Below are 20735 nucleotides of genomic sequence, written 5' to 3' on the forward strand. Positions count from 1 at the left end.
TCAGGACGCAATTTGGCATGCAGGTCGCCACCACCGCATGACCCGGTGGCCGGGCGACCCCGAGGGCGGAGCGCCTGCGGGCATTCCGTCGCTGAGCAACGGGACCGGAGTACGAACATGGAAAAACACGCGGGCAAGACCACCCACCCCAGGCTGTATGTGCTCGATACCAACGTCCTGATCCACGACCCCAATGCCCTGCTGAACTTCCAGGAGCACCAGGTGGCCATCCCGATGACCGTGCTCGAGGAGCTCGATCATCTGAAGACCGGCAAGCACAGCGTGGCGGCCGAGAGCCGTCAGGCCATCCGCCTGATCGACCACCTGCTCGGCGAGGCGACGCCGGCGCAGGTCGAACAGGGCGTGCCGATCCAGCGTGGCAAGGGTGCCCCGCGCGGCAGCCTATCGATCCTCATGAGCCGCCTGGACACCACCCTCAGCGGCCTGCCCGAACACCTCAACGACAACAAGATCATCAACCAGCTGGTCGAGCTGCAGGGCCGTCGCCCGGACGTCGAGGTGGTGCTGGTCAGCAAGGACATCAACATGCGTCTGAAGGCGCGTGCCTGCGGGGTGGCTGCCGAGGACTACCACACCGACCAGCTGGTCGACGACGTTGCCCTGCTGCCGCGCGGCTACCACAGCGTGCCGGGCTCGTTCTGGCAGAAGGTCGGCAAGGTCGACACCCGCCAGGAGATCGGCCGCACCCTGCACCGCGTGCAGCTCAGCGACGCGCTGCCCAACGTCCACGTCAACGAGTTCATCGTCGACGAGCAAGGCTTCGTCGGCTGGGTCAAGGAAGTGCACAAGAGCCACCTGCTGCTGCTCGACCTGCACCAGGAGCCGCTGCTGCACCAGGAGGCCTGGGGCCTCAAGCCGCGCGACATCTACCAGGCGCTGGCGCTCTACGCGCTGCTCGACCCGGACATCCACCTGGTCAACCTGACCGGCGCGGCCGGCTCCGGCAAGACCATCCTCGCCCTAGCTGCCGCCATCGAGCAGACCATGGTCAGCAAGCGCTACCGGCGCATCATCGCCACCCGCAGCGTGCAGGGCCTCGACGAGGACATCGGCTTCCTGCCCGGCACCGAGGCGGAGAAGATGGAGCCCTGGCTCGGCGCCATCACCGACAACCTCGAGGCGCTGCACATGGACGACGAGAGCACCCACGGCAGTGTCGACTACATCCTCCAGCGCGTGCCGCTGCAGTTCAAATCGCTCAACTACATCCGCGGGCGCAGCTTCCAGCAGAGCCTGATCCTCATCGACGAGTGCCAGAACCTCACCCCGCACCAGATGAAGACCATCATCACCCGCGCCGGCAACGGCTCCAAGGTGATCTGCCTGGGCAACCTGGCGCAGATCGATACCCCCTACCTGTCGGCCACCAGCTCGGGGCTGACCTACCTGACCGAACGCTTCAAGGACTTCCCCCACGGCGTGCACATCACCCTGCAGGGAGTGCCGCGCTCGCTGCTGGCCGAGTACGCAGAAGCGCACCTGTAAGGACCGGCAGCGGCCTGCCCGGGATGGCGGGCCGCTGCACTCGGTCAATCCACAACTGCGGTAGGCGCCAGCAAGCTGGCGTCTACCGGCGGTGATCCGCCGATCGGTCGCGCGGGTAGAATGGCGCTCCGTTTCCTGTCCGGAGCCCAGCCGTGGCCTTGTCGTCCTCTCCCGCCACCCGTCCGCCCCGCCTGCGCCGCGCGCTGCTCGTGCTGGGTGGCCTGCTGCTGCTCGGCGCCGGCGGGCTGGGCGTCTACCTCTACGGCAAGCAGCCACAGCGCGACGGCGAGCTGCACCTGGCCGGCCTCGCCGCGCCGGTCGGCGTGCGCTTCGATGCCCAGGGCGTGCCGCACATCCGTGCCGAGCACGAGGCCGACCTGTACCGCGCGCTGGGCTACCTGCACGCCCAGGAACGCCTGTTCCAGATGGAGATGCTGCGCCGCCTGGCGCGCGGCGAGCTGGCCGAGATCCTCGGCGCCGGACTGCTCGACACCGACCGCCTGTTCCGCACCCTGCGCCTGCGCGAACGGGCCGCCGAGCAGGTGGCCCAGGCCGACCGCGCCAGCCCGGCCTGGCGCGCGCTGCAGGCCTACCTCGACGGCATCAACCAGTACCAGGCCAGCCGGCCGCTGCCGCTGGAGTTCGACCTGCTCGGCATCCGCCCGCGCCCGTTCAGCGCCGAGGACAGCTTCAGCGTGATCGGCTACATGGCCTACAGCTTCGCCGCCGCCCTGCGCACCGAACCGGTGCTGACCCATATCCGCGACCAGCTGGGCGTCGACTACCTGGCGGTGTTCGGCCGTGACCTGCCACCGGCGCGGTCCGCGCCGGCGCTGGCCGGCGCCGACTGGCGCGGCTTGCACGCCCTCGCCCGGCTCGGCGAGGCGGCGCCGGGGCGCAGCGGCCTCAGCCAGTTCGAGGGCAGCAACGCCTGGGCGATCAGCGGTGCGCATACCGCCAGCGGCAAGCCGCTGCTGGCCGGCGACCCGCACATCCGCTTCAGCGTGCCGCAGGTGTGGTACAGCGCGCACCTGTCGGCGCCCGGCTTCGAGCTGTACGGCCAGCACCACGCGCTGATCCCCTTCGCCCTGCTCGGCCACAACCGCGACTTCGGCTGGTCGCTGACCATGTTCCAGAACGACGACCTCGACCTGATCGCCGAGCGGGTCAATCCGGCGAACCCCGAGCAGGTCTGGTCGGGCGGACGCTGGGTGGCTCTGCAGAGCCGCACGGAGCGCATCGCGGTGAAGGACGCCGCGCCGGTGGAGCTGATCCTGCGCCGCTCGCCGCACGGCCCGCTGGTCAACGACGCCCTCGGCGCGCTGGCCGGGCCGACGCCGATCGCCCTGCGCTGGCTGCACCTGGAGGCCGATAACCCGATCCTCGACGCCTTCTACCGGCTCAACCGCGCCGACAGCCTGGCCGAGGGCCGCGCGGCGGCGGCCGAGATCGCCGCGCCGGGGCTGAACATCGTCTGGGCCTCGGCCCGCGGTGATATCGCCTGGTGGGCGGCGGGCCGCCTGCTCGAGCGTCCGCCCGGCGTCGATCCGGCCTTCGTCCTCGACGGCGCCAGCGCCGAGGCGGCGGCGCCGCGCCTGCTGCCGTTCTCCGCCAACCCGCGCGAGGAGAACCCGCCGCGCGGCTACGTGCTGTCGGCCAACCAGCGTCCGGCCGGCAGCGCGGTGCCCGGCTACTACAACCCGGTGGACCGCTACCGGCGCCTGCGCGAGCGCCTCGACGCCGCCAGCGGACACTGGGACGTGCACAACAGCCAGGCGCTGCAGCTGGAGGCGGGCAACGGCTTTCCGCAGCGCATCCTCGCCCCGCTGCTCGGCGAGCTGCGCGCCGCCGCGGCGGCGGACGAGGAGGTGCTGCTCGCCGAGCTGGCCGCCTGGGACGGCGAGCACCGCATCGGCTCGCGCGCCGCGGTGCTGTTCAACCAGCTGCTCTACCAGCTGGCCCACGAGGCGATGGCCGACGAGCTGGGCGAGTCGTTCTTCGCCGCGCTGCTCGGCACCCGCGCGGTCAACGACGCCCTGCCGCGGCTCGCCGCCGCCGAGGCCGCGCCCTGGTGGGACGACCGCGCCACGGCGGCGCGCGAGAGCCGCGCGGCGATAGTGGCGCGCGCCTGGCAGGCCAGCCTGGCGCACCTGCGCGCCACCCTGGGCGCCGACCCGGCCACCTGGCAGTGGGGCGCGGCGCACACCCTCACCTTCGAGCACCCGCTGGGCAAGGTCGCGCCGCTGGACCGCCTGTTCAACGTCGGCGCCTTCGCCGCGCCCGGTACCCACGAAGCGCCCAACAACCTGGCGCAGAAGTTCGGCCCGGCGCCCTGGCCGGTCGGCTACGGCCCCTCGGTGCGCCGCCTGATCGACTTCGCCGCGCCGCAGCAGGCGCTGGCCAGCAGCCCGCTGGGGCAGAGCGGGGTGCCGTTCGACGAGCATTACGCCGACCAGGCCGCTGCCTACCTCGCCGGCGACTACCGGCCGATGCTGCTGGACGAGGCGCAGATCGCCGCGCAGGCGCAGGGGGTGCTGTGGCTGCGCCCGCCGGGCGGCGCCGGGCGATAATGCGATCCTGCCATTCACACCGAGGAGACCCGTGACCGCGATGTTCGAGATCAAGCCGATGAACCCGGAGCTGTACCGGCGGCAGACGCGCCGCAGCACCCTGACCATCATCCTCACCTTCGTGCCGCTGGCCATGCTGCTGTCCGGCCTGCTGGTCCTGCTGTTCGGCACGCCGGGCGGCGACAACTTCCGCTGGAACCTCGGCGGGGTGGTCGGCGGCCTGCTGCTCACCGTGCTGCTGGTGCGCAAGCTGTACTGGTCGCAGCCCTGGATGGCCGCGGCGGTCTACGGCTGGCAGCTCAAGCGCAGCCTGATGAGCGTCACCAACGTCATGCACCATGTCGAGAGCGGCGTCGCCGCGGGCCGGCCGGAGGCGCTCAGGCTGCTGCGCTTCTACCACCTCGGGCTGACCCAGATGCACCAGCTGGACGGCAACTCCAGCGGCCTCAGCCAGATGGTGCGCGAGATCGACGCGCACCGGGCGCGCATGCAGGCGCTGGGCATGGACACCGAGCAGACCCGCCTGGATCCGGCCTGGCTGGAGGCGGTCAGGCGCGTCGACGGCTGAGGTTCAGGACGACACGGCCAGGCGCCGCCACGGTGCCTGCGTGCGCCACTGTTCGAGCCAGGTGGGCAGCTGCTCCGCCGCCATCGGCCGGGCGATGCCGTAGCCCTGGACGAGGCGGCAGCCGAGGCGCTGCAGGGCCTCGCCGTGCTCGAGGGTTTCCACGCCCTCGGCGATCACCCGGCGGTTGAAGGCGGAGGCCAGACGGATCACGCCGTCGACGATGGCGCGATCGTCGGGGTCGACCAGCATGTCGCGCACGAAGCTCTGGTCGATCTTCAGGGTGTCGACCGGCAGCTTGCGCAGGTAGGTGAGCGAGGAGTAGCCGGTGCCGAAGTCGTCGAGGGCGAAACGCACGCCCAGGCGGCCGCAGCGCTGCATTACCGCGATGGCCTGCGGCATGTCGGCGATCGCCGCGGTTTCCAGGATTTCCAGCTCCAGGCACTGGCGCGGCACCGCCGGGTAGCGCGCCAGCAGGCTGTCCAGGCGCTCGACGAAGTCGCCGTGCATCAGGTGCTGGGCGCTGATGTTGACGCTCATGTCGAGCTGCAGGCCGCTCTCCAGCCAGTGGTCGAGCTGCGCCAGCGCGTTGTCGAGCACCCATTCGCCGAGGGCGCGCTCCAGCTGCTCGACGCTGGCGACGTAGGGCAGGAACTCGCCCGGCGCGACCAGTCCGCGCCCCGGATCCTGCCAGCGCACCAGCGCCTCCACGCCGAGCACCCGGCCGTCGGCGAGGTCGACCTTGGGCTGGTAGTGGAGGACGAACTCGTCGCTCTCCAGGGCCAGGCGCAACTGCTCCAGGTACAGGCGGTGGCCCTGCGCCTTGCGGTGGCTGTCCGGGTCGAACAGGTGATAGCAGTTCTTGCCCGCCTCCTTGGCCATGAACATCGCCTGGTCGGCGTGGCGCAGCAGGGTGTCGCCGTCGACGTTGTCGTCGGGATACAGGCTGACGCCGATGCTCGCCGAGGTGCGCATCGGCCTGCCGGCGACCTTGACCGGCGTGGCGATGGCGGCCAGCACGCGGCTGAGGATGTTGGCGCAGTCCTCCGGCGAGTCGATGTCGGCCAGCAGCAGGGCGAACTCGTCACCGCTCAGGCGCGCCAGGGTGTCCTCGGCGCGCAGCACGTGGCGGAGGTTGCCGGCCACCGCCTTGAGCAGCGCGTCGCCGCCGGCATGACCGTACTGCTCGTTGATCTGGCGGAAGCCGTCGAGGTCGAGCATGCACACCGCCAGCGACTTGCCCGAGCGTGCCGAGCGGGCGATGGCCTGCTCCAGACGGTCGGCCAGCAGGCGGCGGTTCGGCGTGCCGGTCAGCGGGTCGTAGTTGGCCACCCGGTCCAGCTCGGCCTGGTGGTTCTTCAGCTGGCTGATGTCGGAGAACAGGCCGACGTACTGCTGCACGGTGCCGTCGGCGTCGCGCACCGCGGACAGCGACAGCAGCTGGGCGTAGCGCTCGCCGCCCTTGCGCCGGCTCCACACCTCGCCGCTCCAGAAGCCGCGCTCCTGCAGCGCCTGCCAGGGCGCGTCGGCGGGCTCCGAGTCGCCGGAGCCGGCGGCGTCCAGCCAGCGCGGCGGCCTGCCGAGCGCCTCGTCGGCGCTGTAGCCGGTGATGCGCACGAACGCCGGGTTGACCCGCACGATGCGTCGCGCGCGGTCGAGGATCATGATGCCCTCGTAGCTCGACTCGAACACCGCCGCGGCCTCCTGCTGGGCCAGCTCGGTCTGCTTGCGCGCGGTGATGTCGCGGGCGATGCCGAACAGGCCGCTGACCGCGCCGTTCTCGTCGAGCAGCGGTCCCTTGCTGACCGAGAACACCAGTCGGCGGCCCGCGGCGGTCGCCACGTGCTCGTCGAAGGTGCGGGTGTGCCCGCCGGCGATCACCTCGTGGTCGTTGCGGGCGATCAGCGCGCTGGCCTCGGGGCTGAACAGCTGTGCGTCGCTGCTGCCGATCAGCGTGTCGAGCGGGCGGCCGACGAAGTCCGCGGTGGCCTGGTTGGCGAGCAGGTAGCGGCCCTCGCGGTCCTTGACGAACAGGGCGTCGGAGGTGCCCGCGACCAGCGAGTCGAGCAGGCGGCGGTGGAAGCCCAGGCCCTCGCGGACACGCTTGAGCTGCTCGATGATCAGGCTGAGGGCGAGCCCGGTCAGCACGAAGCAGAACAGCTGGAAGCGCTCCACCCGCGAGGCGATCTCCAGGCTGCCGCTCGGCTCCAGGGCGAAGAGGCCGAGGCCCAGGGTGGCCAGCAGGGTGGCCAGCAGGCCCGGCAGCAGGCCGCCGAGCAGAGCGCTGAGGGTGACCGGCAGGACGAACAGGATCATCACCGGCCGCCCATCGATCACCCCGGCGAAGGTCTGCCGCACGCCGAGCACCACCAGGGTGATGGCCACGGCGAACAGCCAGGGCAGCCAGCCGTGCCGGCGCGGCGGCCCGGCACCCACCGCCATGCGTTCGAGCAGCGAGCCCGTGCGTGCGTCGGGCACGGCGCGCAGGGCGAAGAAGAGCAGGGCGGAGGTGGCCAGCACGAACAGCGCGCCCTTCCAGGTCGAGGCGCGCAGCAGGGTGTCCTTGTCGGCGAACAGCTCCAGCAGGCGGTCGGAAAGCAGGATCCACGCCGAACCGAGCAGCAGGTAGGTGACCGTCACGAGGCGAATGAACTTCGTGCGCGACATCTTGGTCATCTGCTGCTCCCACCCTGTTGTCCGGCGATGGTGCCACAGCGCCGGTGTCCCTCCAATCGCCCGAACGAACGAGATGCCGCCCCCGTCCGCCTACTGCATGCGCACCGCCAGCCGGGCCACGTGCTCGCCCTGGAAACGCGCCAGGGTCAGCTCCTTGGCGCTCGGCTGGCGCGAGCCGTCGCCGCCGGCGATGGTCGCCGCGCCGTAGGGCGAACCGCCGCGCAGCTCGCTGGTGTCGGTCAGCTCCGCGGCGCTGTAGGGCAGGCCGACGATCAGCATGCCGTGGTGGGCCAGGGTGTGCCAGAACGAGGTGATGGTGGTTTCCCCGCCGCCACCGGTGCCGGTGGAGGTGAACACGCTGGCCAGCTTGCCGATCAGCGCGCCCTTGACCCACAGCCCGCCGGTCTGGTCGAGGAAGTTGCGCATCTGCGCGGTCATGTTGCCGAAGCGGGTCGGCGTGCCGAACAGGATGGCGTCGTAGTCGGCCAGCTCCTGCGGGCTGGCCACCGCTGCCCGCTGGTCGAGCTTGGCGCCGGCCTTGCGCGCGATGTCCTCGGGCATGGTTTCCGGCACCCGCTTGAGGGTCACCTCGACCCCCGCCACACTGGCGGCGCCGGCCGCCACCGCCTCGGCCATCTGCTCGATATGTCCGTACATCGAGTAGTACAGCACCAGAACCTTTTTCATCGGCGTGACTCCAGTGGAAGGGGATGCCCGTTCAGCCTAGCAGCCGTGGCCGTGTCTGCCCGGATGACCGGGGGCGCTGCTGGCCGCTATCATCCGCCGCCTGCTTGCAAGGGAGATTCACGATGCTCAACGGCCTGTGGCTGGGATTCTTCGTCGTCGCGGCCATCGCCGCCGGCGGCCGCTGGCTGCTCGGCGACGACCCCGGCGTGTTCGCCGCCATGGTCGAGAGCCTGTTCGCCATGGCCAAGCTGTCGGTCGAGGTGATGATCGTGCTGTTCGGCACCCTGACCCTGTGGCTAGGCTTCCTGCGCATCGCCGAGCGCGCCGGGCTGGTCGAGCGCCTCGCCGTGCTGCTGGCGCCGCTGTTCCGCCGGCTGATGCCCGAGGTGCCCAGCGGCCACCCGGCGCTGGGGCTGATCACCCTCAACTTCACCGCCAACGCCCTCGGCCTCGACAACGCGGCGACGCCGATCGGCCTCAAGGCCATGCGCGCGCTGCAGGATCTCAACCCCAGCCAGACCTCGGCGAGCAACGCGCAGATCCTGTTCCTGGTGCTCAACGCCTCGTCGCTGACCCTGCTGCCGGTGTCGATCTTCATGTACCGGGTGCAGCAGGGCGCCGCGGACCCGACCCTGGTGTTCCTGCCGATCCTCTTGGCCACCAGCGCCTCGACCCTCGCCGGCCTGCTGGCGGTGGCCTTCATGCAGCGCCTGCGTCTGCACGACCCGGTGGTGCTGGCCTGGCTGGGCACCGGCGCGCTAGCCCTCGGCGCGTTCATGGCCTTCCTCGCCGGGCTGTCGGCCACCGCGCTGGCGGCGCTGTCCTCGCTCTTGGGCAACCTCACCCTGTTCGGCCTGATCCTCGCCTTCCTGCTGTTCGGCGCGCTGAAGCGGGTGCCGGTGTACGAGGCGTTCGTCGAAGGAGCCAAGGAAGGCTTCGAGGTGGCCAGGAACCTGTTGCCCTACCTGGTCGCCATGCTCTGCGCGGTGGGCGTGCTGCGCGCCTCCGGGGCGCTGGAGTTCGGCCTCGACGGCATTCGCTGGCTGATCGAGGCGTTCGGCTGGGACACCCGCTTCGTCGACGCGTTGCCCACCGCGCTGGTCAAGCCGTTCTCCGGCAGCGCGGCGCGCGCCATGCTGATCGAGACCATGCAGAGCCACGGCGTCGACAGCTTCCCGGCGCTGGTCGCCGCGACCATGCAGGGCAGCACCGAGACCACCTTCTACGTGCTCGCCGTGTACTTCGGCGCGGTCGGCATCCAGCGCGCCCGCCACGCGGTGGGCTGCGCGCTGCTCGCCGACCTGGCCGGGGTGCTGGCGGCGATCGGCGTGTGCTACTGGTTCTTCGGCTGACGCGCGCTGGCCGGCGCTTCGGCAGGGCACGCGCATGAATGGCTGCCGAGCCGGCCGGTTCCGCCGTAGGGGCGAATTCATTCGCCAAGACACCCCGCCAAGGCGAATGAATTCGCCCCTACGGGCCGGGGAAATCGGCTTCATGCGATGGCCCCGGGCGACTTGGCACCTTTCGGGCTGCGTGCTAGAGATGGCAGGCACGTTTGCAGGAGTTCGCCGCCCATGACGCCCCCCGCCGCTTCCCCGTTGCTTGCCGAGCTGGACAGCCTGAGCCAGCGCGCCGCGCAGCTGCGCGAGCAGGCGCAGTGGCGGCTGAGCACCCGCGATCCGGCGCAGGCCTCGAGCGGCCTGCACGAGAGCTACAGCCCGCACCGCATGCAGCTGCACGGCGACCCGGCGGCCTTCGAGATGCGCCTGGCGCGCCAGCCGCTGGGCAGCCTGGAGCTGAGCTGCCTGTCGTTCGGCACCGAGGTCGAGCTGGAGCAGGCCTGGACTACCGACTTCGTGCTGGTCACCACCCAGCTGTGCGGCCACTCGCGGATCCGCACCCGCGGCGACGAGGTGGGCGGCGCCGCCGGGCTGATCGTCGTCGACTCGCCGGAGAGGCCGGTCACCAAGCGCTTCAGCCCGGACAGTTGGCGGCTCAACCTGCGCATCGAACGCCAGGCCATGGAGCGCCTGTTCGAACGGCTCTACGAGCGTCCGCTGCGCGGGCCGATGCAGTTCCACCCCGCCATTGCCCAGGACAGCGCCCTGCACGAGCGCTGGCTGGCGCTGCTGCGCCTGGTGTCCAGTCAACTGGGCATGCCCTCGGCGCCGGCCCTGCTCGGCCCGCTGGAGGAGATGGCGATGCTCCTGCTGCTCACCGAGCTGCCGCACAACCAGGCCGCTGGGGCCGTCGCACCACCCCTGCCGGCGCCGCGCCATGTGCGCCGCGCCGAGGAGTTCATGCGCGCCCATCTCGGCGAGCCGCTGACCCTCGCGGCCATCGCCGCGGCCAGTGGCACCAGCATCCGCAGCCTGACCGCCGGCTTTCGCCAGTTCCGCCAGACCACCCCGATGCGCTGGCTGCACGAGCAGCGCCTGCAGGCGGCGCGCGACCAGCTGCAGCAGGCCGCGAGCGACGCCAGCGTGTCGAGCATCGCCCTGCACTGCGGTTTCGGCCATCTCGGGCGTTTCGCCGGCGACTACCTGCGCCGCTTCGGCGAGGCGCCCTCGGCGACCCTGCGCCGTCGCTGAGCCGTCCTCCCCGCTCTGCCTTTTAGCCTGGCTGGCGCGCGGCCGGGCGATTCCCGCCCGATGCGGACAGCCCTGGCCGGATGTGGATAGGCGCCGCTGGCCCCGCTGACTAAGGTTGACCTGCCTGACGTCCACGCTCCCCAGCGTGCCACCGACAAGAACAATAAATTTCCGAGGTTCCCATGAAGCCGGTATTCACCCGCCTGGCCGCACCCTTGCTGCTCGCCTGCGCTGCAGGCTCCGCCCATGCCGCTCCGATCACCCTGAAGATCGCGCATTTCCTGCCGGTCAACTCCAATGCCCAGCAGAACGTCATCCAGCCCTGGTGCGACGAGCTGAACCAGGCCTCGGCCGGCCGGCTGGTCTGCCAGATCTACCCCTCCATGCAACTCGGCGGCACCCCGGCCAAGCTGGTCGACCAGGTCCGCCAGGGTGTCGCCGACGTGGTCTGGACGGCGCCCGGTTACTCCCCCGGTCGCTTCCCCAAGACCGAGGCCCTGGAGCTGCCGGGCGTCCTGCCGCAGGGCGGGGTCGCCGCCGGCCGGGTGATCTGGGCCTTCTACCAGCAGCAGCTGACCGACGAGTACGCGCCCTACAAGGTGCTCGCCCTGTTCTCCGATGGCGGCATGAACCTGCACGCCACCCGCCATCCGCTGCGCACCTCGGCCGACCTGCAGGGCCTGCGCCTGCGCGTGCCCAACCGGACCATCTCGCGCACCCTCGAGGCGCTGGGCGTGGTGCCGGTGGCCATGCCGCCCGCGCTGGTCACCGAGTCGCTGTCCAAGGGCGTGGTGGATGGTGCCTCGGCGGTCTGGGAGGTGCTGGCGCCGACCAAGATGGACGAGATCACCCATCACCACCTGGAAACGCCGGCCGACCAGCCGGTACTCGGCGCCACCGTGCTGACGATGCTGATGAACAAGCGCAAGTACGACAGCCTGCCGGCCGACCTGCGGGCGATCGTTGACCAGCACAGCGGCCGGGCCCTGGTCGAGCGCTTTGGCCAGGCTTGGGATGTGGCCATCGAGCAGACCCGCAACAAGGTGATCGCGGCGGGGCACGAGGTTCATCGCCTGAGCGACGACGACTACCGGCAGGTGCTCGAGCGCGTGCGTCCACTCGAGCAGCAGTGGATCGACGAGGTGAGCGCCAAGGGCATCGACGGCCGCGCGCTGGTCGACGCCGCCCGCGCCCAGGCCACCCAAGCCGCCCGCTGAACAACCGATGGCCCTTATCCGGGCGGAGAGAGACGAGATGAACAACAACTACTACGAACGACCGCAACGCTTCAGCGAAGAGGAGTGGCAGGCCCGGGTCAAACTGGCCGCGGCCTACCGGATCTTCGACTACCTCGGCTGGTCCGAGCTGATCTACAACCACATTTCCCTGCGCGTGCCCGGCCCGGACAAGCACTTCCTGACCAATCCCTTCGGCCTGCACTACTCCGAGGTGCGGGCCTCCAATCTGGTCAAGGTCGACGTGGCCGGCAACGTGATCGGCGACTCGGACTGGCCGATCAACCCGGCCGGCTTCACCTTCCATGGCGCGATCCACGATCGCCTGCCGGAAGCCCACTGCGTGATGCACGTGCACACCACGCCGACCATGGGGGTCTGCTGCCTCGAGGACGGGCTGGAATTCAGCAACTTCTATGCGGCACAGTTGTACGGCAAGGTCGCCTACCATGACTTCGAGGGCATCACCGTGCACGCCGACGAGGGCGAGCGGATCCTGGCCAGCGCCGAGGACAAGCCGGTGCTGCTGCTGCGCAATCACGGCCCGGTGGTCATAGGCGCGACCCTGGCGCAGGCTTTCTCGTTGATGTTCCTGCTCCAGCGCGCTTGCGAGGTACAACTGGCGACCCGCACGATGGGTACGCCGCGGCAGATTCCCGAGGCGGTGCTGCGCAAGTGCGTGGCCGACTCGCTGCCGCTCGATCCGAAGTACGGGGCGGGCGAGGATGCCTTCTGTGCGCTGACGCGGCTGATCGATCGCATCGATCCCGACTACCGTCACTGATCGCCGGCAGTCGCCTGTTCCGCCAATCACCAAGGTCCTGCCGGGCTGTGTCCGGCCGGGCCTTTCCGGTCTCAGCAGAGGGTTATCCATGAAGGTCTGCATCGTCGGCGCCGGCGCCATCGGCGGTTTCCTCGGCAGCAAGCTCGCCGCGGCGGGAGCTACGGTCAGCGCCCTGGCGCGGGGCGCCACGCTGGATTCGCTGCGCCGCCACGGCTGGCGCCTGCAAACCGGCGAGGGCCTGCTGCAGGCGCCGCTGGCGGCGGCCGACGCCAGCGCCGGGGCGCTCGGCGAGCAGGATCTGCTGATCATCACGGTCAAGGGCCAGGCCCTGGCCGAGCTGGCGCCGCGTCTGGTGCCGCTGCTCGGGCCGGAAACCCTGGTGCTGCCGGCGATGAACGGCGTGCCCTGGTGGTTCTGCCACGGGCTGCCGGGCTTCGAGACACCGCTGGCCAGCGTCGATCCGCGCGGCGCCATCGCGCGGACTATCCCGCTGGAGCGGGTCGTCGGCTGCGTGGTGCACGCCAGCTGCACCGCTCCGGAGCCGGGACTGGTGCGCCACGTGATGGGCAACGGGCTGATCGTCGGCGAACCGGCCGGCGGCGCGTCCGCGCGGGTGCAGCAACTGGCCGGGCTGCTGGAGCGGGCCGGCTTCGCGGTCACCGTCAGCGCCGATATCCGCTACGACATCTGGTACAAGCTGTGGGGCAACCTGACCATGAATCCGGTCTCGGCGATCACCGGCGCGACCATCGACCGCCTGCTCGACGACCAGCTGGTGCGCCAGTTCTGCTCGGCGGCGATGGGCGAGGCCGCCGCCATCGGCCGGCTGATCGGCTGCGACGTCACCCAGAGCCCCGACGAGCGCCATGCGGTGACCCGCAAGCTGGGCGCGTTCAAGACCTCGATGCTGCAGGACGCCGAGGCGGGGCGCGCCATCGAGCTGGACGCCATCGTCGGCGCGGTGCAGGAGATCGGCCGGCGCGTGGGGGGCGAGACGCCGAACATCGACGCCCTGCTCGGCCTGACGCGGCTGTTCGCGCGGGTGCATGGCCTGTACCCGCAGGCCGGGGCGCAGGGCTGAAGGCCCGCGCCGCGGTTTTCTGCCGATACCCCCAGTTGCTGGTCGGTGGGCAATCGCTGCGCGAGTAGCGCCACCCTACGGACCAGGTGCCACAAACACGAAGCCCCCGCATCGCGGGGGCTTCGTGCATTGCAGCGAACTTGCAGGGTGGAAAACCGCGCAGCGTTTTCCACCGGCTAGCCAAGCCCTCAGGATCAGAACGCCGGCACCACCGCGCCCTGGTACTTGTCGGCGATGAAGGCCTTCACCTCGTCGCTGTGCAGGGCCTTGGCCAGCTTCTGCATGGCCTCGCTGTCCTTGTTGTCGGCGCGGCTGACCAGGATGTTGACGTAGGGCGAGTCGTTGCCCTCGATGGCCAGGGCGTCCTTGGTCGGGGTCAGGCCGGCTTCCAGGGCGTAGTTGGTGTTGATCAGCGCCAGGTCGACCTGCTTGAGCACGCGCGGCAGGGTGGCCGCTTCCAGTTCGCGCACCTGGATCTTCTTCGGATTGGCGGCGATGTCCTTCGGCGTGGCGGTGATGCCGGCGCCGTCCTTGAGGGTGATCACCCCGGCCTTGGCCAGCAGCAGCAGGGCGCGGCCGCCGTTGGTGGCGTCGTTGGGGATGGCCACGCTGGCGCCTTCGGGCAGCTCGTCGAGGCTCTTGATCTTGCTGGAGTAGGCGCCGAACGGCTCGATGTGCACGCCGGTCACGCTGACCAGCTCGGTCTTGCGGCTGGCGTTGAACTCGTCGAGGTAGGGCTGGTGCTGGAAGAAGTTGGCGTCGAGGTTCTTCTGCTGCACCTGCAGGTTGGGTTGCACGTAGTCGGTGAACACGCGCACCTTCAGCTCCACGCCCTGCTTGGCCAGCAGCGGCTTGACCACTTCGAGGATCTCCGCGTGCGGCACCGGGGTGGCGGCCACGTTGAGGGTTTCCGCCTGGGCGGTGGCGGAGAAGGCGGCGAACAGGGTCGCGGCGGCCAGCAGTTTCTTCATTGTCGAACTCCTTGTGGGATGGAACGCCGGGGCGGCGGATGGCCGCGCCCGATCGGATTCACTTGCGCGAGAAACGGATCACCAGGCGGTCGCCGACGCTCTGCAGCACCTGCACCAGCACCAGCAGGAGGACCACGGTGACCGCCATGACGTCGGGCTGGTAGCGCTGGTAACCATAGCGCACGGCGAGATCGCCGAGACCGCCGCCGCCGATCAGGCCGGACATGGCGGTATACGACACCAGGGTGATGGCGGTGACGGTGACCGCGGCGAGCAGGCCGGGGCGCGCCTCGGGCAGCAGCGCCGCGAGGATGATCTGCCGGGTGCTGGCGCCCATCGCCTGGGTCGCCTCGATGATGCCGCGGTCGACCTCGCGCAGCGCGGTCTCGGCCAGGCGGGCGAACAGCGGCGTGGCGCCGACCACCAGCGGCGGGATGGCGCCGATGGCGCCCAGCGAGGTGCCGACGATCAGCTCGGTGAGCGGGATCATCAGGATCAGCAGGATGACGAAGGGCACCGAGCGCAGCACGTTGACCACCAGCGACAGCAGGCGGTAGACGGGCTTGTGGTCGAACAGCTGGCGCGGGCCGGTGAGGAACAGCAGCACGCCGAGCGGCAGGCCGAACAGCACGGTGAACAGCAAGGATCCGCCGAGCATCGCCAGGGTGTCGAGGCTGGCCTGCCAGATTTCCGGCCAGAACACGTTGGGCAGCAGTTTCTCCAGCATCAGCGCAGCACCTCCACGTGCACGTCGGCGGCGTCGAGGCGCGCCAGGGCGGCCTCCAGGTCGCCGCCGGTGAGGGCCAGGGTCAGCTGGCCGTAGGGGATGTCGCGGATGCGGTCGATGCGTCCGGCGAGGATGCTGTAGTCGACCCCGGTGTCGCGCGCCACCTGGCCGAGCAGCGGTGCGTAGGTCGCCTCGCCGCGGAAGGTCAGGCGCAGGATGCGCCCCGGCACGTGGGCGAAGTCGTCCTGCTGCTCGCTTTCGTCGACGTGCTCGGACTCCAGCACGAAGCGCCGGGTGGTCGGGTGCTGCGGATGCAGGAACACGTCGGCCACCGCGCCCTGTTCGACGATCACCCCGCCGTCCATCACCGCCACGCGGTCGCACACGCGGCGGATCACCTCCATCTCGTGGGTGATCAGCACGATGGTCAGCTGGAGTTCGCGGTTGATCTCGGCCAAGAGCTGCAGCACCTGACCGGTGGTCTGCGGGTCGAGGGCGCTGGTCGCCTCGTCGCAGAGCAGGATCTTCGGCTCCAGGGCCAGCGCGCGGGCGATGCCGACGCGCTGCTTCTGCCCGCCGGAGAGCTGCGCCGGGTACTTGTCGGCGTGCGCGGAGAGGCCGACGCGGGCGAGCAGCTCGGCGACGCGCGCGTCGATCGCCGCGCGCGGCAGCTCGCCGGCCAGCTTCAGCGGCAGGGCGACGTTGTCGGCGACGGTCTTCGAGGCCAGCAGGTTGAAGTGCTGGAAGATCATGCCGATGCGCTGGCGCAGGCGGCGCAGACCGTCGGCGTCGAGGGCGGTGGCGTCGGCGCCGTCGATCAGGATGCGCCCGCCGGAGGGCTCCTCGAGGCGGTTGATCAGGCGCAGCAGGGTGCTCTTGCCGGCGCCGGAGTGGCCGATCAGGCCGAAGATCTCGCCGGCGCCGATCTGCAGCGACGTGGGCTGCAGGGCGGGTACGTCGCGGCCATTGACCCGGTACGCCTTGTGGACGTTGTCGAATTGGATCACGGGAAAACCTTGTGGGTGAGGGGACGGGCCCTGGCGGCAGAGTGTAGCGGCCCGTTTTTAGTGCGAAAAATGCTTTGAAAGACTATCGATATAGCTGATCGCGCGGAAAGGTCTACTCGGCGATCTCGCCGTCGACATCCGCCGCCGGCGCCGGCTGCAGCGCGCCACCCAGGCCGTTGGTCAGCGCCGGGGCCTTGGGCATCAGCGCGCGGGCGCGCGCCAGGGCGGTGGTGGCGGCGTTCAGGTCGCCGGCCTCGAGGGCCTGCTGGCTGCGCTGCAGCCAGGCGTCGGCGAGCAGGCGCTGGTAGGTCTCGGCCTGCGGATCGTCCTGTGCGCGCAGGTGGCCGAGGGTCAGCCCGGCCGCCTCCAGCTCGCCGGCGCTGAGCAGGCGCTCGAACTGCTGGCGCTCGCGGGCCTGTGCGCGACTCTCGGCACTCCACGGCAGGCTCTGGCAGGCAGCGAGCAGCAGCAGGCTCAGCAGCGGCAGGCAGCGAAGGGCACGGGTCATGGCAAAAGCCTCGGACTGTTCACAAAGTAGGCAATTCTACACCGCCCGGCGCGGCAGCAGGAAGCTCAGCAGGAACAGGGCGGCGGCGCTGACCACGATGGACGGCCCGGCCGGGGTGTCCTGGTACCAGGACAGCGCCAGGCCGGCGCACACCGCCACCAGGCCGACCAGGCTGGCGCCGGCGGCCATCTGCTCGGGGCTTTTCGCGTGGCGCTGGGCGCTCGCGGCGGGAATGATCAGCAGCGAGGTGATCAGCAGCACGCCGACGATCTTCATCGCCACCGCGATCACCACGGCGATCAGCAGCATCAGCGCCAGGCGCAGGGCGCCGACCGGCAGGCCCTCGACCCGCGCCAGCTCCTCGTGCACGGTGAGCGCCAGCAGCGGGCGCCACAGCCAGGCCAGCACGCCGAGCACCAGCGCGCTGCCGGCGACGATCCACCACAGGTCGCCGGCGCCCACCGCCAGCAGGTCGCCGAACAGGTAGGCCATCAGGTCGACGCGCACCGCGTCGAGGAAGCTGACGGTGACCAGGCCTAGCGACAGGGTGCTGTGGGCGAGGATGCCGAGCAGGGTGTCGGCGGCCAGCGGCTGGCGCTGCTGGAGGGTGACCAGCAGCACGGCGAGGATCACGCAGCCGACGGTCACCGCCAGGGTCGGGCTGACGTCGAGCAGGAAGCCCAGCGCCACGCCGAGCAGCGCGGCGTGGGCGAGGGTGTCGCCGAAGTAGGCCATGCGCCGCCAGACCACGAAGGAGCCGAGCGGGCCGGCGACCAGGGCCAGGGCGAGCCCGGCGAGCAATGCGTTGAGCAGGAAGTCGGGCATGTCAGTGCTTGCAGTTCGGGCCGTGGACGTGGGGTTGGGGGCGCAGCACCACGCTGCCGTGCAGGTCGTGCTGGTGGTCGTGCTGGTGGTGGTAGATCGCCAGGCTGCGCGCGTCGTTGCCGAACAGCTCGCGGAACACCGGGTCGCTGCTGACCTGTTCCGGATGGCCGGAGCAGCACACGTGGCGGTTCAGGCAGATCACCCGGTCGGTGGCGCTCATCACCAAGTGCAGGTCGTGGGAGACCATCAGCACGCCGCAGCCGTAGCGCTTGCGCAGGCGGCCGATCAGCCGGTACAGCTCGCTCTGCCCGGCGATGTCGACGCCCTGCACCGGCTCGTCGAGCACCAAGAGCTCCGGCTGGCGCAGCAGGGCGCGGGCCAGCAGTACGCGCTGCATCTCGCCGCCGGAGATCTTCTGCAGCGGGCTGTCGATCACCTTGGCCGCGCCCACCTCGCCGAGCGCCTCGAGGGCGCGGGCGCGGTCGACGCCGGGCACCAGGCGCAGGAAGCGCAGCACCGACAGCGGCAGGGTCGGCTCGACATGCAGCTTCTGCGGCATGTAGCCGATGCGCAGGCGCTCGCGGCGCCACACGCTGCCGCTGTGCGGTTCGAGCAGGCCGAGCACCACGCGCACCAGGGTGGTCTTGCCGGCGCCGTTGGGGCCGATCAGGGTGACGATCTCGCCGGGCTTGAGTTCCAGCTGCACGTCCTGCAGCACCGGGCTGCCGGCGAAGCTGACGCCGACGCCGTCGAGGCGGATCAGCGCGTCGCTCATGCTGCCTCCCGGCACTGCGCGCACAGGCCGACCACCTCGACCATCTGGCTCTCCACGGCGAAGCCGACCTCGGCGGCGGCGGCGTGGATGGCCGCGCCGATCGCCGGCTGCTCGACCTCGATGGCGGTGCTGCACTGACGACAGATGAAGAAGTGGCCCTGGTGGCTCTGCCCCGGATGGTTGCAGCCGATGAAGGCGTTCAGCGAGGCCAGGCGATGGATCAGGCCGTGCTCGAGGAGGAAGTCCAGCGCGCGGTACACGGTGGGCGGCGCGGCGCGGCGGCCGTCCTCGGCGCTGAGCACGCCGAGGATGTCGTAGGCGCCGAGCGGCCGATGACTCTGCCAGACCAGCTCCAGCACGCGCCGGCGCAGGGCGGTCAGGCGCGCGCCGGCGCGTGCGCACACGCTGTCGGCGGCGGCCAGCGCCGCGCTCACGCAGTGACTGTGGTCGTGGGGGTGACAGGCCAGCGGGGCGGTCGCCATGGTGACACTCCGGAGCAAAGGGATGTTATTGTATAACAATTTATGACTCTGGAGAGCTGCCACCGTGCGCCGTCTGTTTTCCCTGCTGTCCTCCGCCCTGCTCGCCGCCGCGCTGACCGCGCCGGCGCATGCCGAGGTGCGCGTGCTGACCAGCATCAAGCCGCTGCAGCTGATCGCCGCCGCCGTGCAGGACGGCGCCGGCAGCCCCGAGGTGCTGCTGCCGCCGGGCGCCTCTCCGCACCACTACGCGCTGCGCCCCTCCGACGTGCGCCGGGTATCCGAGGCCGACCTGCTGTACTGGATCGGCCCCGACCTGGAGGGCTTCCTGCCGCGCGTGCTGGAGGGCCGCAAGGCGCCCAGCCTGGCCGTGCAGGAGCTGCCCGGCCTGCACCTGCGCCGCTTCGGCGAGGAGCACCACCACGAGGACGAGGGGCACGCCGATGCCCATGGGGAGCACGACGCGCCCGGCCACGACGCGCACGAGGCCGGCGAACACGAGCACGACCATGCCCATCGCCCCGGTCTGCTCGACGCCCACCTGTGGCTGCTGCCGGGCAACGCGCGGGTGATCGCCGCGCGCATGGCCGCCGACCTGGCCCAGGCCGACCCGGCCAACGCGGCGCGCTACCAGGCCAACCTGGCCGCCTTCGAGCAGCGCCTCGCCGCCGCCGACGCCCGCCTCAAGGAGCGTCTGACTCCGCTGAAGAGCAAGCCGTTCTTCGTCTTCCACGAGGCCTTCGACTACTTCGAGGAGGCCTACGGCCTGCGCCATGCCGGGGTGTTCGCGGTCAGCGCCGAGGTGCAGCCGGGCGCCCGCCACGTCGCGGCGATGCGTCAGCAGCTCAAGGCCGCCGGACCGAGCTGCGTGTTCAGCGAGCCGCCGCTGCAGCCGCGCCTGGCGCAGACCCTCAGCGACGGCCTGCCGGTGCGCCTGGCCGAACTGGACGCGCTGGGCTTCGACCTCAAGGCCGAGGCCGGCGGCTACGAGCGCCTGCTGGAGAAGCTCGGCGACGGCCTGGCCGGGTGCCTGGAAAAGCTCTGAGGCGGGGGATGGCGCAGGGTGGGCAACCGCGTAGCGTTACCCACCAGCGCACGCGGGGTGGCCACTCCACGGTGAGGAAAATCGCTGCGCGAGTTTTCCACCCTACGGGCTGGAGCAGCTCCGAGGCAGGTGGATAGGTAGGGTAGGGCAGGCCGTAGGCCGTAACCCACCGACCGGCCGCCAGGCCGGCAACGGGGATGCCTGGCGGCATCCCGGGCGGGTTACGCCGCGGCGCGGCTGACCCGCCCTACAGCCAGCGCCTGACCCGCGCGCAGTAGGCGCGATACTCGTCGCCGAACAGGCGCTGCAGCGCGTGCTCCTCGGCGCGGATCTGGAAGCGGCCGATGAACCACACGAACAGCGGCAGCAGCAGGAAGTTGGCGGCGTTGCCGAAGCCGATCGCCAGCGCCAGCAGGATCAGCGCATCGCCGAGGTAGATCGGGTTGCGCGAGTAGGCGAACACCCCGGAAGTCACCAGCTGGCTGGCCCGCTCGGGCCTGAGCGGATTGACCGTGGTGCGCGCCCGGAACAGGCTCCAGGCCGCCGCCGCCATCAGCGCCAGCGCGGCCAGCAGCACCAGACCCGCCAGCGGACGCTGGCCGGCGAAGGCGAAGCCGCCCAGCGGCAGGTGCCCGGCCAGCAGCCACATGGCGTAGCCGAACAGCGCGACCAGCAGCGGCGGGGGGATCAGCAGCGGCATCGG

Annotated in this window: 19 protein-coding genes; 9 read left to right on the plus strand and 10 right to left on the minus strand. The window is 70.8% G+C overall.

The window, feature by feature from the left end:
- The first annotated feature begins 117 nt into the window (after positions 1–117).
- The 3 genes from BLT78_RS18230 to BLT78_RS18240 all read left to right on the plus strand — a co-directional run bounded on the left by BLT78_RS18230 (position 118) and on the right by BLT78_RS18240 (position 4644).
- Complete coding sequence (locus tag BLT78_RS18230) at positions 118–1506, plus strand: PhoH family protein (RefSeq protein WP_090351184.1); 1389 nt, start codon at positions 118–120, stop codon at positions 1504–1506.
- Positions 1507–1697: 191 nt separating this feature from the next.
- The gene (locus BLT78_RS18235; protein ID WP_090352401.1) at positions 1698–4076 is read left to right on the plus strand and encodes a penicillin acylase family protein; all 2379 of its coding nucleotides are present in this window, start codon (positions 1698–1700) and stop codon (positions 4074–4076) included.
- A 40-nt stretch (positions 4077–4116) separates the two neighbouring features.
- Complete coding sequence (locus tag BLT78_RS18240; RefSeq protein ID WP_090351186.1) at positions 4117–4644, plus strand: DUF3087 family protein; 528 nt, start codon at positions 4117–4119, stop codon at positions 4642–4644.
- A gap of 3 nt (positions 4645–4647) precedes the next feature.
- Here the strand turns inward: BLT78_RS18240 and BLT78_RS18245 are convergent, their stop codons facing one another.
- On the minus strand, positions 4648–7317 hold the full coding sequence (locus BLT78_RS18245) for a putative bifunctional diguanylate cyclase/phosphodiesterase (protein ID WP_090351187.1): 2670 nt from the start codon (positions 7315–7317) through the stop codon (positions 4648–4650).
- Positions 7318–7407: 90 nt separating this feature from the next.
- Complete coding sequence (wrbA, locus tag BLT78_RS18250; protein WP_090351189.1) at positions 7408–8004, minus strand: NAD(P)H:quinone oxidoreductase; 597 nt, start codon at positions 8002–8004, stop codon at positions 7408–7410.
- A 122-nt stretch (positions 8005–8126) separates the two neighbouring features.
- On the opposite strand from wrbA, the gene BLT78_RS18255 reads away from it, so the two are divergent.
- The 5 genes from BLT78_RS18255 (at position 8127) to BLT78_RS18275 (ending at position 13695) form a co-directional block, all read left to right on the plus strand.
- On the plus strand, positions 8127–9356 hold the full coding sequence (locus tag BLT78_RS18255; RefSeq protein WP_090351191.1) for a nucleoside recognition domain-containing protein: 1230 nt from the start codon (positions 8127–8129) through the stop codon (positions 9354–9356).
- Between the two features lie 222 nt (positions 9357–9578).
- Positions 9579–10595: an AraC-like ligand-binding domain-containing protein gene (locus BLT78_RS18260; RefSeq protein ID WP_172830806.1), complete on the plus strand. Its 1017-nt coding sequence runs from the start codon at positions 9579–9581 to the stop codon at positions 10593–10595.
- A gap of 182 nt (positions 10596–10777) precedes the next feature.
- Positions 10778–11812, plus strand: a complete 1035-nt coding sequence (locus tag BLT78_RS18265; protein WP_090351194.1) for a TRAP transporter substrate-binding protein — start codon at positions 10778–10780, stop codon at positions 11810–11812.
- Positions 11813–11849: 37 nt separating this feature from the next.
- Positions 11850–12614, plus strand: coding sequence for a class II aldolase/adducin family protein (locus BLT78_RS18270; protein WP_090351196.1), 765 nt, complete (start codon positions 11850–11852; stop codon positions 12612–12614).
- Between the two features lie 88 nt (positions 12615–12702).
- Complete coding sequence (locus BLT78_RS18275; protein WP_090351198.1) at positions 12703–13695, plus strand: 2-dehydropantoate 2-reductase; 993 nt, start codon at positions 12703–12705, stop codon at positions 13693–13695.
- 194 nt (positions 13696–13889) lie between these two features.
- On the opposite strand, the gene BLT78_RS18280 is transcribed toward BLT78_RS18275, so the two are convergent.
- From BLT78_RS18280 to BLT78_RS18310, 7 genes are all read right to left on the minus strand, one after another.
- A complete protein-coding gene (locus BLT78_RS18280) occupies positions 13890–14666 on the minus strand; it encodes a MetQ/NlpA family ABC transporter substrate-binding protein (RefSeq protein ID WP_090351199.1) in 777 nt (258 codons plus the stop codon).
- A 58-nt stretch (positions 14667–14724) separates the two neighbouring features.
- On the minus strand, positions 14725–15393 hold the full coding sequence (locus BLT78_RS18285; RefSeq protein ID WP_090351201.1) for a methionine ABC transporter permease: 669 nt from the start codon (positions 15391–15393) through the stop codon (positions 14725–14727).
- Positions 15393–16400 carry a methionine ABC transporter ATP-binding protein gene (locus tag BLT78_RS18290; protein ID WP_090351203.1) on the minus strand — a complete coding sequence of 336 codons (1008 nt, stop codon included), beginning with the start codon at positions 16398–16400 and terminating at the stop codon, positions 15393–15395. Before BLT78_RS18290 ends, BLT78_RS18285 begins: the two co-directional genes overlap by 1 nt.
- A gap of 112 nt (positions 16401–16512) precedes the next feature.
- Positions 16513–16908 carry a hypothetical protein gene (locus tag BLT78_RS18295; protein WP_090351204.1) on the minus strand — a complete coding sequence of 132 codons (396 nt, stop codon included), beginning with the start codon at positions 16906–16908 and terminating at the stop codon, positions 16513–16515.
- 36 nt (positions 16909–16944) lie between these two features.
- Positions 16945–17733, minus strand: a complete 789-nt coding sequence (znuB, locus tag BLT78_RS18300; RefSeq protein ID WP_090351206.1) for a zinc ABC transporter permease subunit ZnuB — start codon at positions 17731–17733, stop codon at positions 16945–16947.
- Between the two features lies 1 nt (position 17734).
- A complete protein-coding gene (gene znuC, locus BLT78_RS18305) occupies positions 17735–18508 on the minus strand; it encodes a zinc ABC transporter ATP-binding protein ZnuC (protein ID WP_090351208.1) in 774 nt (257 codons plus the stop codon).
- Positions 18505–18990: a Fur family transcriptional regulator gene (locus tag BLT78_RS18310; protein WP_090351209.1), complete on the minus strand. Its 486-nt coding sequence runs from the start codon at positions 18988–18990 to the stop codon at positions 18505–18507. Before BLT78_RS18310 ends, znuC begins: the two co-directional genes overlap by 4 nt.
- 64 nt (positions 18991–19054) lie before the next feature.
- Between BLT78_RS18310 and znuA the strand changes: the two genes are divergently transcribed.
- A complete protein-coding gene (znuA, locus tag BLT78_RS18315; protein ID WP_090351211.1) occupies positions 19055–20032 on the plus strand; it encodes a zinc ABC transporter substrate-binding protein ZnuA in 978 nt (325 codons plus the stop codon).
- 247 nt (positions 20033–20279) lie between these two features.
- Here the strand turns inward: znuA and BLT78_RS18320 are convergent, their stop codons facing one another.
- Complete coding sequence (locus BLT78_RS18320) at positions 20280–20732, minus strand: methyltransferase family protein (protein ID WP_090351213.1); 453 nt, start codon at positions 20730–20732, stop codon at positions 20280–20282.
- Positions 20733–20735: the final 3 nt, after the last annotated feature.

The sequence above is a fragment of the Pseudomonas oryzae genome, from assembly GCF_900104805.1.
Classification (GTDB): domain Bacteria; phylum Pseudomonadota; class Gammaproteobacteria; order Pseudomonadales; family Pseudomonadaceae; genus Geopseudomonas; species Geopseudomonas oryzae.